The organism is Rheinheimera mesophila (assembly GCF_000986865.1).
Classification (GTDB): domain Bacteria; phylum Pseudomonadota; class Gammaproteobacteria; order Enterobacterales; family Alteromonadaceae; genus Pararheinheimera; species Pararheinheimera mesophila.
Genome location: NZ_LAVS01000092.1, coordinates 13,929 through 31,873 on the forward strand (window position 1 = coordinate 13,929; position 17,945 = coordinate 31,873).

The 17,945-nt window shown below is 47.9% G+C and carries 17 protein-coding genes and 3 tRNA genes; 8 read left to right on the forward strand and 12 right to left on the reverse strand.

Annotation, left to right across the window (positions count from 1 at the left end):
• Positions 1 to 15: 15 nt before the first annotated feature.
• A complete protein-coding gene (locus SD53_RS16490; RefSeq protein ID WP_046521300.1) occupies positions 16 to 789 on the reverse strand; it encodes an MBL fold metallo-hydrolase in 774 nt (257 codons plus the stop codon).
• Between the two features lie 189 nt (positions 790 to 978).
• Here SD53_RS16490 and SD53_RS16495 point away from each other — a divergent pair, with 189 nt between their 5' ends.
• Positions 979 to 1,968: an extracellular catalytic domain type 2 short-chain-length polyhydroxyalkanoate depolymerase gene (locus tag SD53_RS16495; protein ID WP_046521301.1), complete on the forward strand. Its 990-nt coding sequence runs from the start codon at positions 979 to 981 to the stop codon at positions 1,966 to 1,968.
• Between the two features lie 17 nt (positions 1,969 to 1,985).
• On the opposite strand, the gene SD53_RS16500 is transcribed toward SD53_RS16495, so the two are convergent.
• A complete protein-coding gene (locus SD53_RS16500; RefSeq protein ID WP_206539964.1) occupies positions 1,986 to 3,809 on the reverse strand; it encodes a M61 family metallopeptidase in 1,824 nt (607 codons plus the stop codon).
• Positions 3,810 to 4,001: 192 nt separating this feature from the next.
• Between SD53_RS16500 and hxpB the strand changes: the two genes are divergently transcribed.
• Entirely contained in the window at positions 4,002 to 4,670 is a 669-nt protein-coding gene (hxpB, locus tag SD53_RS16505; protein WP_046521302.1) for a hexitol phosphatase HxpB, read from the forward strand.
• 297 nt (positions 4,671 to 4,967) lie between these two features.
• Here the strand turns inward: hxpB and SD53_RS16510 are convergent.
• The 10 genes from SD53_RS16510 to hemA all read right to left on the reverse strand — a co-directional run bounded on the left by SD53_RS16510 (position 4,968) and on the right by hemA (position 12,631).
• A tRNA-Phe gene (locus SD53_RS16510) sits at positions 4,968 to 5,043 on the reverse strand.
• A 10-nt stretch (positions 5,044 to 5,053) separates the two neighbouring features.
• Positions 5,054 to 5,129, reverse strand: a tRNA-Thr gene (locus SD53_RS16515).
• A 50-nt stretch (positions 5,130 to 5,179) separates the two neighbouring features.
• Positions 5,180 to 5,255 (reverse strand) — tRNA-Phe (locus SD53_RS16520).
• 247 nt (positions 5,256 to 5,502) lie between these two features.
• Positions 5,503 to 6,354, reverse strand: a complete 852-nt coding sequence (gene kdsA / locus SD53_RS16525; RefSeq protein WP_046521313.1) for a 3-deoxy-8-phosphooctulonate synthase — start codon at positions 6,352 to 6,354, stop codon at positions 5,503 to 5,505.
• A gap of 46 nt (positions 6,355 to 6,400) precedes the next feature.
• Positions 6,401 to 7,186 (reverse strand): tetratricopeptide repeat protein, encoded by a 786-nt coding sequence (locus SD53_RS18130; RefSeq protein ID WP_052749436.1) that lies wholly within the window; start codon positions 7,184 to 7,186, stop codon positions 6,401 to 6,403.
• A gap of 70 nt (positions 7,187 to 7,256) precedes the next feature.
• Positions 7,257 to 7,631 carry a SirB2 family protein gene (locus SD53_RS16535; RefSeq protein WP_046521303.1) on the reverse strand — a complete coding sequence of 125 codons (375 nt, stop codon included), beginning with the start codon at positions 7,629 to 7,631 and terminating at the stop codon, positions 7,257 to 7,259.
• 79 nt (positions 7,632 to 7,710) lie between these two features.
• Positions 7,711 to 9,264, reverse strand: coding sequence for a response regulator (locus tag SD53_RS16540; protein ID WP_046521304.1), 1,554 nt, complete (start codon positions 9,262 to 9,264; stop codon positions 7,711 to 7,713).
• A gap of 137 nt (positions 9,265 to 9,401) precedes the next feature.
• Entirely contained in the window at positions 9,402 to 10,286 is an 885-nt protein-coding gene (gene prmC / locus SD53_RS16545; RefSeq protein WP_046521305.1) for a peptide chain release factor N(5)-glutamine methyltransferase, read from the reverse strand.
• A complete protein-coding gene (gene prfA / locus SD53_RS16550; protein WP_046521306.1) occupies positions 10,273 to 11,364 on the reverse strand; it encodes a peptide chain release factor 1 in 1,092 nt (363 codons plus the stop codon). The genes prmC and prfA overlap by 14 nt, the downstream gene beginning before the upstream one ends.
• Before the next feature lie 19 nt (positions 11,365 to 11,383).
• Positions 11,384 to 12,631, reverse strand: a complete 1,248-nt coding sequence (hemA, locus tag SD53_RS16555) for a glutamyl-tRNA reductase (protein WP_046521307.1) — start codon at positions 12,629 to 12,631, stop codon at positions 11,384 to 11,386.
• 99 nt (positions 12,632 to 12,730) lie between these two features.
• On the opposite strand from hemA, the gene lolB reads away from it, so the two are divergent.
• The 6 genes from lolB (at position 12,731) to ychF (ending at position 17,744) form a co-directional block, all read left to right on the forward strand.
• Positions 12,731 to 13,342, forward strand: coding sequence for a lipoprotein insertase outer membrane protein LolB (lolB, locus tag SD53_RS16560; RefSeq protein ID WP_052749437.1), 612 nt, complete (start codon positions 12,731 to 12,733; stop codon positions 13,340 to 13,342).
• On the forward strand, positions 13,330 to 14,175 hold the full coding sequence (gene ispE, locus SD53_RS16565) for a 4-(cytidine 5'-diphospho)-2-C-methyl-D-erythritol kinase (RefSeq protein WP_046521308.1): 846 nt from the start codon (positions 13,330 to 13,332) through the stop codon (positions 14,173 to 14,175). Before lolB ends, ispE begins: the two co-directional genes overlap by 13 nt.
• A gap of 71 nt (positions 14,176 to 14,246) precedes the next feature.
• Positions 14,247 to 15,191 carry a ribose-phosphate pyrophosphokinase gene (locus SD53_RS16570; protein ID WP_046521316.1) on the forward strand — a complete coding sequence of 315 codons (945 nt, stop codon included), beginning with the start codon at positions 14,247 to 14,249 and terminating at the stop codon, positions 15,189 to 15,191.
• A gap of 200 nt (positions 15,192 to 15,391) precedes the next feature.
• Entirely contained in the window at positions 15,392 to 15,994 is a 603-nt protein-coding gene (locus SD53_RS16575; RefSeq protein ID WP_046521309.1) for a 50S ribosomal protein L25/general stress protein Ctc, read from the forward strand.
• A complete protein-coding gene (pth, locus tag SD53_RS16580) occupies positions 15,994 to 16,584 on the forward strand; it encodes an aminoacyl-tRNA hydrolase (RefSeq protein WP_046521310.1) in 591 nt (196 codons plus the stop codon). The genes SD53_RS16575 and pth overlap by 1 nt, the downstream gene beginning before the upstream one ends.
• 68 nt (positions 16,585 to 16,652) lie before the next feature.
• Positions 16,653 to 17,744, forward strand: a complete 1,092-nt coding sequence (gene ychF / locus SD53_RS16585; protein WP_046521311.1) for a redox-regulated ATPase YchF — start codon at positions 16,653 to 16,655, stop codon at positions 17,742 to 17,744.
• Positions 17,745 to 17,945: the final 201 nt, after the last annotated feature.

Genomic DNA, 17,945 nt, shown 5'->3' on the forward strand with positions numbered 1-17,945 from the left:
AACACTCCTTTTCATTCAGCCGACCGCTCTATCCCTGTGATGCACCTTACTCAACTGCACACGCTGTCCTTGCCTGGCAAACCCAGCAAAATGCTGCTCGACCATGTGCTGATACTCAGGCCAATGGTCTTCATAGCTCATCAGATAGATTTTTTTACATAGTTCAGCCGGGTACAAACTCAGCAGCGAATGCACAGAAGCATGCACAGGGTTGTATTCGGTTAAGGTCACATCGTGGAAAATCAGCTCTGGTTTTAGCTGCAGCAGTAACTGGGGGATAGCCACTGTATCGCCTGAGTAAAACATGCTGTGATTGATCATCAAACCAAAACAGACTTTACCTGGTGTATGGGAAACTCGGTGTAACTGATAAAAATTACCAAACAATTCGAACTCATCGCTTTGTAACAGTTCGAGTTCGAAGTAATCGGAAAGCTCATTTTCGCCTTCACCATTTTTCGCCAGTACACCTTTTAAACACTGGTGCCATAACTCGTCATAGAGTTCATGATGCAAAATCAGCCGGGCTTTCTTGTTATATTTATAACGCCCTTCATTGGCAAGCCGCTCCAAACCAAACATATGATCGGCATGCACGTGGGTAATAAATACCGCATCTATATCCTGCAGCTTCAACCCCTGCGCCAACAAGGCGGGTTTGATAGTGTAACCACAGTCAATCAACAGATTACCCTGGGCATTAGTAACTAATGCATTGTTATTAAACAAGGTATCTGATTCTGAGTGACCACAACCCAGAATTAACAGTTCATTGGAATCAGCCAGCATGGTGCATATCTACCTGAAGAAGAGAGGCCTTTATAGTACGGCTTTTCCGGTGAATTGTATCACCGCCTGAGCCGATCTTTTTATTGCCGTAACAGCCAAGCAACCGACTGTACCTTAGTGCTATAGCCTCAGCGAGGCAAAGCGATCAGAATGCAGTGACCAGCTTTATGTTTTTAAAGGACAATTCAGATGAAAACTTTGCTTCGCGGCGCAGGCTGCCTCGCTGTTGTGATCAGCAGCACCATATCCGCTTTACCTGCGTTAACGCTGGATTTAAACCAAACCACAGTATCGGGTTTGTCCAGTGGTGGTTATATGGCGGCGCAATTTCAACTTGCTCATGCCGATTGGGTGAAAGGAGCCGCCATAGTAGCAGCAGGCCCGGTCTACTGCGCGCAGAACAATTTATTGACCGCCCTGGATCATTGCATCAATAAAGTCACTAGTCCCATTCCTTTGGCTGAGATCAATAAACAGTTAAAGCTTTGGTCGGAGCAAGGCTTACTGGCGTCTGAAGCAGAGATCAAACAAAGCAAAATCTGGTTATTGCACGGCACTGCCGATCAAAAGATCAACAAAGAAGTGGCTGATGCGCTCCATCAGCAGTACCAGCAGTGGTTACCAGCAGCGCAGCTAAGTTATATACAGGATAAAAATTTCGCGCATCATATGCCGACTGTCAGCGAAGGCAGTGCATGTGAAACTTCAGAAGCGCCATTTTTAGGCAAATGTAATTATGATGCAGCGGGTGAAGCACTGAAGTTTATTCAAGTCGGTCTAAAAGCCCCAGCAGACATCAGCAGTGGTACCGTTTATCCGATTGAACAGCAAAAAATAGCAGGGGATCTGGCTGCTACTATGGCTGAACAAGGTTATGTGTATGTACCTAAAAATTGCGAGCAAGGTCAAAACTGCAGTTTGCATATCAGCTTTCATGGCTGCAACCAGCATGCTGAGGCGGTAGGTATGGCTTATGTCGAAAAAGCGGGCTTTAATCGTTATGCTGATAGCAACAATATCGTGGTGCTTTACCCACAAACCCGTGCTTCTCACCTGATGCCCATGAACCCACAAGCCTGCTGGGACTGGTGGGGTTATACTGATGCTAATTATGCCAACCGCAAAGGTCAGCAAATTCAGGCTGTTGTTAAGTTAGCTCAGTCTCTGATCACCCGATAACATCCAACCAAGCCCGGCTACGGCTGGGCTTTTAACCACAAAGCCCTTTTTGCCAGTTGCTCAGCATTCGCCTTCTTCTGTTCAACTAAACTGAGGCCCGGCTGGGCAGCAAAAGTCACAGTAGTGGTATAAGTTTGCCCCCTGCTGCTAAAACTAAGCTCAGCACTATCACCCGGCTTATAATGTGCCAGCACCTTGTTCCATTGAGCTGTAGAGCTCAGCTTGTAACGCCCGAGCTTTAACAGCAGATCACCTTTGTCCACCCCAGCCTGATACAAAGGTGTCCCGATCAGAGTATTACTGTCTACTTTCAGGGCTTTATCCTGCTCCAGCAAGGTAGCAGCGGTTAAAAAAGCCTGAGTTGGGTTGGCAGGAGACAACCTAAGACCCATAGCGGCAAATAAAGCGGTAAAATCAGGTAAGTGCTGACCATGGATGTAACGCGTAAAAAAGTTCGAGGCAAAATCCGGGTTGGCGGTCAGCTCAGCCAGCGCCTGCTGCAGATCTTGCTCTGTGTAGGGGCGCTCTGTTTTACCATACTCCAGCCATAACTTGCGCATCAACAGATCCAGGCTTAAACCTTCAAATTGAGTCCTTAAGGTTAAATCCAGCGCCAACCCAAGTATCTCGCCATAGGTGTAGTAGGAGATATAACTATTGGCATAATTAGTGGGGTCTACCGAAACGGCCGCATCAACAAAAGGCGCCATTTCACTCATGCCGGTCGCGGAAAAAAACTGTCTACCTGGCGACTGCTGCACTTTATTCAGCGCAGCGACTGTTTTATCCAGATAAGTAGTTAAATCAAAGTGGCCGGTACGGCTTAACACCAATTTACCATAGTAGTTGGTGATCCCCTCCGCAAACCATAAATGGCGGCTCATGTTAGCGCGCTGAAAATCAAAAGGCTCTAAATCAGCAGGGCGCAACCGTTCCACATTCCAGGCATGAAAAAACTCATGCGACAAAGTTTCTAGCTGGGCGAAATTCGCCTCTTCAAGTGAACGCTCATCGGTCAGAATCGTTGAGTTACGGTGTTCCATGCCGTCACCATCAACATGAGGCAGATAATCTGCAATAAACACATAGTGACCGTAATCAAATTTCGGATACTCGCCAAAGATCTTGTACTGCTCAGCCACGACAGCTTTGGCTTTCTGCACGAAGAGATCCAACTGCTGCTCTGTGCCCTGATGATGCAGTACCAACTGAATAGTCGCCTGAGATTGCTGATCGGCGACAGTCCAGCTACGTTGGCTAAAAGCACTTAACTCCACCGGGCTATCCATCAGATACTGTAAATCCGGAGCCATGTAACTGCCATCAGCCTGCAACTGGAGCTGGGTGGCTACGGCCCAACTGGGATCTGGTAAATCAAAACGGACCGAGGCGCTTTGCTTTGCATAATCCTGAGCAAACAGTAAGGTGGCAGGCATATTCAGATGGGCGTGGGTACGGTCGATCTGGTTATAAGTTCCATCTCCCCTATCACCATAGACTTTATACTTGAGGATCACAGTTCCGTCGTGCTGCGCTACCGACCACTGACTGGGACTGATACGCTGCAGGGGTAAAACATTACCCGCACTATCCATTGCTTTGAGGCCATAAACATTTTTAGCAAAGGCATGAGGCGCATAACGGCCAGGTGATGCGCTACTCATACTCAATAACAAATAGGCCGAACTGACACTATCAAAACGCACTACCACTTCAGCCTCATGGTGTGCCCTGTTGTTAAATGACAACTGATAACTGACCAAGGGCTTGGACTGAGTCACAGCACCGGCCTGGCAGACACTCATTACAGCAACTAAAGACAAGACAACAGACAGGCGCACTTTGTAATCCTTGTGAACTATTCATAGAACTACCATAGAGCAAATAGTGGCTCAGTCCAATCGATAGCGCACAACCTCATCGCAAAAATATGGCGATGCAGAGAATTTACGGGCTAAAGACAGACAAAGCTATGGTACAGCGCCCGGCGCTGTTGAATAATAAGGCCAGATACAGCACAGAGGAGCAACCAGGTGGTTCAGGCAGTTATTTTTGATATGGATGGGGTACTGATTGATTCTGAACCTTATTGGGCTGAAGCCGAGCAACATGTGTTTCGTCAGTTAGGCGTGACACTGGATCCGGCCATCACCTCGCAAACCAGCGGCATGACCACCAGAGCAGTGACTGAACTCTGGTTTAAACATTCGCCATGGCAGGGTTTTACCATTGAACAAGCTGAACAAGCCGTGATCAATTACGTAGCGCAGGCCGTGCTGGAACGTGGGGTGGTGAAAAAAGGTGTACTGGAGCTGCTGCAACAACTGCAACGCTGGCAAATTCCGGTCGCACTTGCCACTAACTCACCAGGCTCACTGATGAACACTGTGCTGGATAAGCTGCAAATCCGTCCTTTTTTTCAGGCGCTTTGCTCTATTGAAATGGTCAGCCAGGGCAAACCCAAACCTGAAATTTATCAGTTAGCCGCCAGCAAGCTGGGTGTGGCCTCAGAACATTGCCTGGTGTTTGAGGACTCAGTCACAGGCTTAACAGCCGCCAAAGCCGCAGGCATGAAAGTAGTAGCCCTGCCCGCCGAACATCACTGGCACAGAACTGAATACGAACAGGCCGAAAGCCGGTTAAAGTGTTTTAGCGACATTCAGCCAGAGCATTTTCGGGATTGGGGGTTCAAACCAATCTGACAGGAGCTTTGAGCAAGATAGAAAGCGAAAAGCCAGTCGAAGACTGGTTTTTATCAACACATCTGAAAGATGCTGCCCAGAGGCGGATCAGGTTTGCCCGGAGCAAACCGGAACAGCTTTAGCTGGCCCGAAGGGCAAAATACATGGATGTAGTTTGTACCAGGTTTGCCCGGAGCAAACCGGAACAGCTTTAGCTGACCCGAAGGGCAAAATACATGGATGTAGTTTGTAATCGAAGATAAACCCGTTGGACATAAAACAAAAAGCCCGTCACGAGGACGGGCTTTTTGTTTTTTATGGTGCCCAGAGGCGGAATCGAACCACCGACACGCGGATTTTCAATCCGCTGCTCTACCGACTGAGCTATCTGGGCAAAACTTGAATGGTGCCGCTTATCCGAGTCGAACGGATGACCTACTGATTACAAGTCAGTTGCTCTACCAACTGAGCTAAAGCGGCAACCTAAACTGGGTGACAGGATTTGAAAGGAATCACATCACAAAAATTTATGGTGCCCAGAGGCGGAATCGAACCACCGACACGCGGATTTTCAATCCGCTGCTCTACCGACTGAGCTATCTGGGCAACGGGGGGTATTAAACGGATTTCGGCTAACCAAGTCAACTTATTTTTTAATTGCCTGAATCGTTAGCTTAATACTTGAACAAAGCGGGTAGCATTTGTCTGTTTTATACCCAAGTCACTTGAAGTTGCGGGGAGGCAACAAACCAGTGAGACCCCAGGAGCATAGTAAACCTATGTGACTGGGGCGAGATGGTGCAGTCAACAAAGCTGCAGCTTCAAGTAAGACGGGTATACCCGCCTTTTTCCATTAATTCGCCGATGTATCCAAAGGCGCAAAAGATTTCACCAGTTGGTCCAGTTCTTTCATTTGCTGCAGGTAAGGTTCCAGTTTTGCTAAAGGTAAAGCACAAGGACCATCACATTTGGCTTCATTTGGATTCGGATGTGCTTCGATAAACAAACCTGCCAGCCCCAATGCCATACCAGAGCGGGCTAACTGAGCGGCCTGAGCACGACGGCCATCGGCTGAATCGGCACGACCACCCGGACGTTGCAAGGCATGAGTTGCATCAAAAATCACCGGAGCGAACTGTTTCATATCGTCCATACCCAACATGTCGACTACCAGGTTGTTATAACCAAAGCTGGAACCACGTTCACATAGGATCACTTTATCGTTACCCGCTTCCTGAAACTTGGTGATGACATGACGCATTTCGTGCGGCGCTAAAAACTGTGGTTTTTTCACGTTAATTACAGCGCCGGTTTGCGCCATCGCTATGACTAAATCAGTCTGCCGGGCTAAAAAAGCTGGCAACTGAATCACATCCACCACTTCAGCCACAATAGCAGCCTGATAAGGTTCGTGCACGTCGGTGATCAAGGGCACATTAAAGGTTTTTTTAATTTCTTCGAAAATCTTTAAGCCTTGTTCCATGCCTGGGCCACGGTACGAATGCACAGAAGAGCGGTTGGCTTTGTCAAAAGAAGCTTTAAAGACGTAAGGAATGCCCAGCTTTTCCGTCACTTTGACGTAATATTCCGCCACTTGCATGGCTAAATCACGCGACTCTAAAACGTTCATGCCACCAAAAAGCACAAAAGGTTTGTGATTGGCCACTTCGATAGCGCCAATCTGAATACTATGTTGGTTTGTCACTGTAAATTCCTCAGACAAAATACCGTTGCTTGTGTCTATAGTAACCCTAATGCAGCCACTGTGGATAGGACGACAACTGGTGGATCTGCTGTTTCATGTGCTCGTTAGACGGGTCGTCCGGTTTTTGCTCGATAAAATACTGATAATCGCGAATGGCCAAAGACCAATGATCCAACAGCTCAGACAACAAGCCACGCTCGCGATGTAAATAAGGATCACCAGGTTTTTGTTCCAGTAAATGCTGCACCACAGCCAGTGCTTGTTCACGTTTACCTAAGGCTAATAAAAGTTGTTTTTGCAATTGCCAGAGGTCAGCACAAAAAGCAGACAAATCCACAGCCTGTGTCGCCAGCTCCTGAGTAAGACTCAGCGCCATACCATTTTCAGGATTTAACAAGCATTGCCAGGCGCCAGTGTATGGATCAACCCATACTTTCTCCACTGTGGATAAGTGCACCTGGACTAAATATTCGCCTTTGTAACGCACCAGATCGGTGTGGAAACCCGCTTGTTGCAGCCAGCATAACAGCAGCAGTACCAAAACTAAGGGATCCGCCTCCCGCTGCGTAATGGCGTAACTTAATAAGGTAGGCTGATGCATGTCTTCAATCAGCAAAGGTTGGAGCGGTGGTGTAAAAAACGCGTCCCGATAGAAACTATCTATCTGACGGGCAAGTGTACTCATCGTCAGTGTTTTTTCAGCACTGGCAGGAGCTATAGCTGACCAGCTTGCTTTTGCCTGCTGAATATATGCAACATCAGTCCATTGCTGCTCTATCGCTAACAATAACTCAAGCAGGGCTGAGCCCTGCTGTTTCAACTCAAATTTCATGTACTACTCAATACAACTCAAAAGGACATCACACAAAAGAGGTGTCAGCCACTGAGCCAGACAAACCGATTTAACTTAAAAACAACGGTGTTTTGGTGATTGCTATTTTTGCAACGACAGCCAGCCAGCTTAAAGCACCGACGAAACCGACCCAGCGCATCAGCAGAGTGCGGCCTTTGAGCGCCATCACAGCCAAACCAATGTAGGCGAATAATCCCAGAAGTTTTTCGGTTAACCAAGGGGTCTGGAAAGGATACTGCTGGATAGTCAACATCAGACCTATGGCAGTGAGCAGTAAAAAAGTATCAACCACATGAGGAGCAATTTTAAAGAACTTTTTTTGCAGTAAAGCAGGAGCACGTAAACTTAACAAAAACCGCACGGCCAGAAAAGACAGGCTGAGCGCAATAAACAGCAGATGCGAATGTTTTAATGCCATGTACATAACAAATGGTCCTTAAAGTGGATGGTCTGCGGAATAATAAAGCCACCCGCAGGTGGCCCAATTCACCGGTGAGTACAACTTATTCTTCGTCCGGGTATTTTTGCAGTATTGCCTCCAGTTTGTCGACCCGGCTTTTAAAAATTTCGACCAGTTTAGGATCAAAATGCTTACCCGACTCACTGCTGATCTTCTCCAGCACCTGCTCTAAGGTCCAGGCCGACTTATAACAGCGCCTGTGCCTTAATGCATCATACACATCGGCTAAGGCCGCAATTCGGCCATAGATATGAATTTCTTCGCCTTTTTTGCCATTGGGGTAGCCTGAACCATCCCATTTTTCATGGTGATCCTGCGCTATCATAGCACCGGCCTGAATAATAGTGCGTTTGGAGTTTTTTAAAATTTCATAACCTATGCTGGCATGGGTCTTCATCACTTCCCATTCCTGACCATGCAGTTTCATCGGTTTATTCAAAATACCATCCGGTATACCCACTTTACCCACATCATGCAAAGGTGAGGCAAACATCAGCTTTTCAGCTTCTTCTTCCGGTAAACCATAAGCCTTGGCTAAGTCGTAGCAAATAAAAGCGACACGTTTGACGTGGTTGCCGGTTTCGATAGAACGATGCTCCACCGCTTCACTTAAGCGGTAGACAATTTCGCGTTGGGTATCTTCAATTTCGCTTTGTAGCTGTACGTTTTCGTAAGCAATTTGCACATTTTGCGAGAACAGCTCGATTAAACGTTTTTGCGTCTCTGTCATCTGGTTTGGCAAGCCTGACACATAAAGCAAAGAGCCAGAAGTAAATTTACTGGTGCAATAAGCCACCAGATAATTGTCACGGTACACTATGCTGCGGCTCTGCAGCGCCTGATGGAATGCATCCAGCAACGGTGGTTCCAGCACTTCGCTGATCTGCTTGCCCTCTTGTTTTTCAAACTGACCTAAACCAGCGAACACCACTAAACGGTCCGGATCAGCCTCTTCATTGATATTGCCCGCAACCAACGAGGAGGTCACCAGCAAAGCATTGTCATTGCAACCTAAAATTGAGGTCAGTTGCTGTAAGACACCATCAATAAATTGTTCCATCGAGTGGGCGGAAAACAAATCCGCTGAGGCGGTAATAATTTTTTCAAGACCCTGACGGCTGTGATCAATAGCCAGAATATCGCGGTAGGAACGTAAGCTCGACATCACCACAGTAAAGAGTTTTTGTGCAGTCAGCTCGGTTTTGGATTTGTAGTCGTTGATGTCGTAATTGACAATCACTTGCCGCTCAGGTGCCTGGCCAGGCTGGCCGGTACGCAAAATAATACGCACGTAATGATTGTGCAGCTCTTCGCGGATGTAACGGGCCACCAACAAACCCGCATCGTCAGTTTCCATCACCACGTCTAACAGCACTATGGCGGCATCTGTGTGCTTGGCCAGCATGTCGCGGGCTTCGCGACCTGAATAAGCGCTGATAAATTCGAGAGTTTTCCCCTGAAAAGAAAAGTCACTTAATGCCAGTTTAGTCACCGCATGAACTTCAGGCTCATCGTCCACGATCAGTACTTTCCAGCTACCACGGGACACTGGTGCTATTTCCTCGGGTTCCTCAGCAAATAAAAAATCATTTGCCATGCCACACTCCTTTAGCTTTGTGCGTTTTTATCGCTTTGTGTTTATTTATATGCGCTAAACAAGGTTGGGTCAAAGCAAAGTCGTTGAAAATATAAATATTTTGGCGTTCAGACAGAGAGAGTTGTGGAGTGACTGCTTCAGAGCTGCAATTGAGCAGAAAGCTGTCCACCACTAATACGCCACTGGCCGCCGTAGTCTTTTACCGATTGCACAGAGCTAAAACCTGCTTCGGTTAAAATGCGCTGCACAGCGTCGGCTTGCTGATAGCCGTGTTCCAGCCATAACCAGCCGGATGGCGTCAGAAATTGTGGGGCTTGTGTACATATATGGCGGATGTCAGCCAGGCCCTGCTCCGGAGCTACTAAAGCCGAGTCGGGTTCAAAGCGGACATCACCCCAAGCTAAATGTGGGTCTTCTGCGTCTATATAAGGTGGGTTGGAGACAATTAAATCAAACTGTTGCCCTGCTATGGCTGCAAACCAGCTACTTTGTTTGATTTGGCAATTGCTCAGCGCCAGAAGCTGAACATTGTGCTTGGCTAAAGCTACTGCATCAGGTTGTAAATCCACACCAGTCACAGTCCAGCGTGGCTTTTCCCTGGCTAAAGCTAAAGCTATAGCACCTGTGCCAGTGCCTAAATCCAGCACTTTGGCCTGAGCTGGCAAGTGCAGAGTCAGGCATTGTTCTACTAAGAGTTCGGTGTCGGGTCTGGGTATTAAAGTGCAAGGGGCAACCGCCAGTTTAAAATCCCAGAAATACCAATGGCCCAAAATATGGGCCAAAGGCTCACCGGTCAGACGACGGGTCAGCACAGGTTCTAACTGCTGCAACTGTGCTTGGGTCAGTTCACGCTCCGGATACAACATCAAAGTGGTGGCGTTAATATCCAGCACTTCCAGCAAAATACGCCGGGCTTCCTGTATTGCATCCACTGGTACAGGACCGGTTTCAAGCAAGGGAGTGAGTAACGCAGCAGCCTGTTGCAGCCACTGCGTTAAGGTAGGATTGTTAACGGTTTTCATCAGCCAAAGCAGCTAACAAATCAGCCTGATGTTCATGGCTTAATGGACCAATCACCAGATCTAAATCCCCTTCCATCACGTCTAATAAACGGTAGATGGTCAGGTTAATCCGGTGATCCGTTAAACGGCCTTGTGGGAAGTTGTAAGTACGGATCCGTTCAGAACGATCGCCACTGCCGACTAAAGAGCGGCGGGTCGATTCTTCCTGTAAGCGGCGTTTTTCATCTTCAGCCGCCTGAATACGTGACTGCAACACGGCCATAGCGCGAGCCCGGTTTTTATGCTGCGACCTTTCGTCCTGACACTCCACCACTATACCTGTTGGCAAGTGCGTGATTCGAATAGCAGAGTCCGTTCTGTTCACGTGCTGACCACCGGCACCAGAGGCTCGGTAAGTATCTACTTTTAAGTCGGCAGGGTTAATTTCAATGGCTTCGCTTTCCGGTATTTCCGGCATAATGGCCACAGTACAAGCGGAAGTATGCACCCGGCCTTGAGATTCAGTCGCAGGTACCCGTTGCACGCGGTGACCACCAGATTCAAATTTCAAAATACCGTACGCACCTTCGCCCTGAATGCTGGCGATGATTTCTTTATAACCACCGTGCTCGCCGTCGTTGCAACTAATAATCTCCACTTTTAAGCGTTTACGCTCACAAAAACGGCTGTACATACGGAACACATCACCGGCGAAAATCGCGGCTTCGTCACCACCGGCACCGGCCCGGATTTCAAGGAAGCAGTTGTTGTTATCGTTGGGATCTTTAGGTAATAACAGAATTTGTAAGTCCTGGTCCAACTGCTCGATACGCTCTTTGGCGGCTTTGAATTCGTCCTGCGCCATTTCACGCATATCAGGGTCTGAGTCTTTCATCATCTCTTCAGCGCTGACTAAATCCTCCTGCGCCTGACGATATAAACCAAAAGCTTTGCTCAATTCTTCCAACTGGCTGTACTCTTTGGACAACTCGCGAAAACGACTTTGGTCAGAAATTACGCCAGCGTCACTTAATAACGCCTGAACTTCTTCATAACGTTCGACCAGAGCTTCGAGTTTGCGGTACACCGATTCTTTCATGTTGTTTCTATTTACCTGATTACAGATCTAACAAAGTGTTGATCAAAGATTGTTGTTGAGGCTGCTCGTCCTGCAGTAACTGCCGAAGCGCCTTGGTTGGTGCATGCATCAACCTGTTACTCAGTTTAGTCGCAAGTTCAGCCAGTACTTTTTCCGGGTCCTGCCCTGAGGCAATTTGTTTGCCTGCTTTGGCCAGCAATTCATCCCGTATGGCTTCGCCTTTGTCCCGGTAATCACGCACAACATCAAGCTGTCCATGCAAACTTAACCACTGACTGAATTCGTTTACGCCCTGCTGAATCATTTGCTCAGCTTCTGCCGCTGCTTCCTGCCGGTTCTGCAGGTTTTGCAGCACTATGGATTGCAGGTCATCTACTGTATACAAATAGGCGTCTTCCAGCTCTGCCACTTGCTCTTCAATATCACGCGGCACTGCTAAATCGACAAAAAACATCGGTTTATGCCGGCGCTTTTTCAGCGCCTGTTCCACCATACCTTTACCGACTATAGGCAAGGTACTGGCGGTTGAACTAATCACCACATCGGCATTGACCAGTGACTGCGGCACCTGAGCCAAACTGACGGCTTCACCATTAAACTGGCTCGCTAAAGCCGCAGCTTTGTCATAAGAGCGATTCGCCACGGTAATTTTTTCTGCGCCCTGCTCCAGTAAATGTTTCGCCACCAGCTCTATGGTTTCACCAGCACCAATCAGCAGCACTTTGACTTTGCCAAGCTGACCAAAGATTTGCCGGGCTAAACTTACCGCCGCAAAAGCGACAGAGACGGCACTAGCACCTATGTCTGTTTCGGTACGCACCTGTTTGGCGACTGAAAAGGTCTTTTGAAACAAACGTTCAAACGCCGGATTTATCGTACCGGCCTGCCTCGAATGGCTATAGGCCTGCTTCACTTGGCCGAGAATTTGGGGTTCACCCAGCACTAACGAATCCAAACCACAAGCGACACGCATTAAATGACTGCTGGCCTGCTGATCCTGATGCAGGTATAAATGATGCTGCAATTCGGCTAAGTCCAACTGATGAAATTTGCTGAGCCAATCAATTACTTGTTTCGATTGTTCCGGGCTGCCGCTAAAATACAGCTCAGTTCTGTTACAGGTAGACAAAATCACAGCGTCAGACACCTGGGTCGTCGTCGTCAGATCCCGTAAGGCGTCCAAAATTTGTTCAGGCGCAAAAGCCACCTGCTCACGTAACGAGACAGGCGCAGTTTTATGATTAATACCTAAAGCAAAAATGGTCATTCACCTGTGTGGCCCGTTTCAAAAAACCGGCATTCGCCAAAAAGAGGGCGAATTGTACGAAAAAGCCCAAACTAAAAAAAGCGTAGAGAAGGAATTAGTGTGTTTGCAGCGATAAAAACTGGTTGTTTTGTAGTTTTCAGTCTGATTTTGACAGGTTGTGCCAGCCACAGCAGCCAGTTAAAACCTGTTATTCCCCTGTCTGCCCAACAACGACAACTGCAATTAGAGCAATTGCAGGAGTTTACGCTGACCGGCGCTTTAGGGGTAAAAGCACCACAGGAGAGCGTCAGCGGTAGTTTAAACTGGCAACAACAAGGGCCGTATTTTCAGGCCAGCATGACTAACTTTGTCGGTATCAGCATTTTTGAACTGGAGACTGACGCCTTGGGTGCGACGGTCAAAGCCGATGGTGAAACTCATCAGGCCCAATCGGCCAGTGCGCTGCTGGATTATTTATCCGGCTGGAGTTTACCCATTGAAGAAATGCCACTCTGGCTCAAAGGTGTGGCAAGCCCGGAAAGTTTTAATCATCAATGGGATGCACAAGGCCGTTTAACCAGCTTTACGCTAAAAGACAGCCAGCAGCGTGATTGGCAAGTCAGCTACACTGAATTTTTCCCTGATGCCTTAGCTTTACCCAAACGTATTCAACTGGATTCAAAAGCCGATGGCAGCCGAATTAAACTGGTGGTGCGTAAATGGCAACTTTAACTTTATCGGCGCCGGCCAAACTGAATTTATTTTTACATATCACAGGCCGCAGGGCCGACGGTTACCACAATCTGCAAACCTTGTTTCAAATGCTCGATTGTGGTGACCAGCTTAGTTTCACACTCACCACGGATGGTGAAATCCAGTTTAGCTGTTCAGATAAAAGCATAGAAAACGACAGCAACTTAGTAGTTCGCGCTGCCAGATTATTGCAACCGTTAGCGCCCCACAATGCTGGTGTCCGAATTTATCTGGATAAAAGAGTACCTATGGGCGGCGGCTTAGGCGGCGGCTCGTCCGATGCGGCCACCACACTGCTGGCATTAAACCAGTTATGGCGGTTAAAGCTATCAAACGCACAGCTTTGTGAACTGGGCTTAACATTAGGTGCCGATGTGCCTGTGTTTGTATTCGGAAAAACCGCCTTTGCTGAAGGGGTGGGAGAAAAATTACAGCCCGTTAGTTTGCCAGAAAACTATTACCTGATTGTGACACCCCAAGTGCATGTCAGCACGGCTGAAGTCTTTAACCACGCTGATTTAATCCGTAATACACCCGTCATGTCCGCCAAAGATCTACTAGACTCAGAGTGGAAAAATGACTGTGAAACTCTGGTCAAACGGCTCTACCCCGAGGTTGCAATGGTGCTGGACTGGTTGATAGAATACGCGCCGTCCAGAATGACAGGTACCGGCGCCAGCGTGTTTGCCGAGTTCCAGGATGAATTAAGTGCCCGTCAAACTCTTGCAAAACTGCCAGCTCAATGGCGTGGTTTTGTTGCTAAAGGGGTCAATCAGTCTGCTGTCCTGACTGAACTGGAACAAGCCGTATGACGCACAGCAGGCGACATAATAAGCCTGCTGCATTATTAACCGGACTCACAAACTGCCCTGAGGATCCTACCGTGCCCGACATGAAGATTTTCGCTGGTAACGCCATACCAGAACTCGCCAAGAAGATAGCCAGCCGTTTATATATCAAGCTGGGCGATGCCGAAGTCGGCCGTTTTAGTGACGGTGAAGTCTGTGTACAAATCAATGAAAACGTCAGGGGATCTGACGTTTTTATTATCCAGTCGACCTGCGCCCCAACCAATGACAACCTGATGGAACTTATTGTCATGGTCGACGCGTTACGCCGCGCTTCTGCCGGTCGTATTACTGCGGTGATCCCTTACTTTGGTTATGCCCGCCAGGACAGACGTGTGCGTTCTGCCCGGGTGCCAATCACAGCCAAAGTAGTAGCCGACTTTTTATCCAGCGTAGGTGTGGACCGTGTCTTAACGGTAGACTTACACGCTGAGCAAATTCAGGGCTTCTTCGATGTACCAGTAGACAACGTGTTTGGTAGCCCGGTGCTGCTGGAAGATATGCGCAAGCGGGAATTCGTCGCACCAGTGGTGGTATCTCCGGATATCGGCGGTGTAGTGCGTGCCCGTGCGATCGCCAAACTGCTGAACGATGCCGACTTAGCCATTATCGATAAACGTCGCCCTAAAGCCAACGTGTCGCAGGTGATGCACATCATTGGTGATGTGAAAGACCGTGACTGTATTATTGTCGATGACATGATTGATACAGGCGGCACCTTATGCAAAGCTGCTGAAGCTTTAAAAGAACAAGGCGCCAAACGGGTCTTTGCTTATGCCACTCACCCTATCTTCTCCGGCAACGCCGCTGAGAACATCAGAAACTCAGTGATCGATGAGCTGATCATCACCGACACTATTCCATTGAGTGCAGAAATGCGCGCAGTCAGCAAAGTAAAACAACTGACGTTAAGCGATATGCTGGCCGAATGTATCCGTCGTATCAGCAACGAAGAATCTATCTCGTCTATGTTCGACTAAGGATAAAATAGCTGTCACTAAGGGCACCCCAGGGTGCCCTTAATTTTTGCTTTTCATTTGCAGCCTTCAGGCTGCAGTGATACCATAGCGCGCTTTTTTGCGTCGGCTGAGATTTAAACTTTATGTTTTAGTCCAGCAAAAAAGCTTCTTCCTGGGGTCAGGTCGCGGAACTCAGGGTCTATTAATTTTTGGAGAATACCATGTCAAACGCCATTTACACGTTAAATGCAGAAGTCCGCTCTGATTTAGGGAAAGGTGCGAGCCGCCGCCTACGTCACGCAGACAAAGTACCAGCTATCATTTACGGTGGTCACAAAGAAGCTCTGTCTATCACTTTAGATCACTCTAAATTGTTACAAGCTCAGGCCAACGAAGGTTTCTACACTCACATCCTGACAATCAATGTTGGCGGTGAAGAAGTAAAAGCAATCGTTAAAGCAATGCAACGTCACCCGTTCAAGCCAAAAGTAATGCACGTTGACTTCCAACGTGTAGAAGCTGGCCATGAGTTACACACTGTAGTTCCAGTACACTTCATCAACGAAGCTGCTGCTGTGAAAAAAGGTGGCGTAGTGGCTCACCACATCAACGAACTGGCTATCTCTGTATTACCACAGAACCTGCCAGAGTTCATTGAAGTGGACTTAGCTGACGTGGCTGTTGGTGTAACACTGCACCTGTCAGACCTGAAAGTTCCTGCTGGCGTAACTATCACTGAGTTAGCCAAAGGCGCTGGTCATGACCAAGCCGTTGTTACTGTGAACAAGCCTGCTGGCAAAGCAGACGAAGACACAGCTGAGTAATGACTGAAGCAATTCAGTTAATTGTGGGCCTGGGTAATCCAGGCCCAGAATACAGCCAGACCCGCCACAACGCAGGTCAATGGTTTGTAGAACAACTCGCCCGCCGCTATAACGTTACTCTTCGCCCTGACTCAAAATTTTTTGGCCTGACGGGTAAATTTGTCACCCAAGGTCAGGAATATAAATTGCTGGTTCCCACTACATATATGAATTTAAGTGGCAAAGCCGTGGCAGCTATGGCGCAGTTCTATAAACTTTTACCTGAAAATATTCTGGTGGCTCACGACGAAATGGCGATAGCGCCCGGCGTAGCGAAATTTAAACTGGGTGGCGGCCATGCTGGTCACAATGGTTTAAAGGACATCACCAATAAACTCGGCAATAATGCCAATTTTTATCGCCTGCGACTGGGCATTGGCCATCCCGGCCATAAAGACTTAGTCACAGGGTATGTGCTGGGCAAAGCACCGCAAGCCGAACAGAAGCTGATTGATGAAGCTCTGGATGAATCGATGCGTTGTTTTGAGCTCTGGTTAAGCGATGGCTTAATTAAAGCACAGCACAGATTACATAGTTTTAGCGCGGCTTAAGCCAAAGTTTAAGCGCGTCCGGTTCGCAAACAGCACGGCTTTGCCGTCTAAGCACAAAGGATATACCCATGGGTTTTAAATGTGGCATCGTTGGTTTACCAAACGTAGGTAAATCCACTCTGTTCAACGCACTGACCAAAGCTGGTATTGAAGCGGCTAACTTCCCGTTTTGTACTATCGAACCAAATACCGGTGTGGTGCCAGTGCCGGACCCACGCTTGAACCAACTGGCAGCTATTGTCAACCCACAGCGCATTCTGCCAACCACTATGGAGTTTGTGGATATCGCAGGTCTGGTCAAAGGCGCTTCTAAAGGTGAAGGTTTAGGTAATAAATTCCTGGCTAACATTCGCGAAACCGACGCCATAGGCCATGTGGTGCGCTGCTTTGAAGACGACAACGTGATCCACGTTGCCAACAAAGTAGACCCGGCAGATGACATTGACACCATCAATATGGAACTGGTACTGGCGGATATGGACAGTGCTGAAAAAGCCATCTTCCGCGTCAGCAAAAAAGCCAAAGCCGGTGATAAAGACGCCAAAGCTGAAATAGAAGTGCTGGAAAAAGTAAAAGCGCACTTAGAGCAAGGCTTAACCTTACGCCAACTGGAATTATCACCAGAAGAAAAAGCGCTGGTGTCCTACATGAACTTCCTGACCATCAAACCTACTATGTACATCGCTAACGTGCTGGAAGATGGTTTTGAAAACAACCCACATTTAGACGTGGTACGCGACATTGCCGCCAAAGAAGGTGCCATAGTGGTTCCGGTCTGTGCTGCTATTGAATCTGAAATATCAGAGTTGGAAGACGACGAAAAAGCAGAATTTTTAGAGTCGATGGGCTTAACTGAACCAGGTTTAAACCGCGTGATCCGCGGTGGTTACTCACTGCTGAACCTGCACACCTACTTCACTGCTGGTGTAAAAGAAGTGCGCGCCTGGACTATCCCTGTTGGCGCCACAGCCCCACAAGCAGCAGGCGTGATCCACACCGACTTCGAAAAAGGTTTTATCCGCGCTCAAGTGGTGTCATTCGACGACTTTATCGCCTGTAACGGTGAAGCCGGCGCCAAAGAAGCTGGCAAACTGCGCGTTGAAGGTAAAACCTACGTCTGTAAAGACGGCGACGTCATGCATTTCTTGTTTAACGTTTAACCTTTTGGTTTTTGCGTTAATTTTGAAAACCGGACTTTTTAGTCCGGTTTTTTGTTGGGTTTAGTTGAGTTCTGAGCTCGTATACTTCAATAAATCATTGGTTTAAATACCCTGCTCGTGTTGTAAATCTCCGTTTCCCCATCACCTCACTTTCAATACCATACTTAAATAGTTGAAAACGGTTTGTTTTTAGGGGAAGTC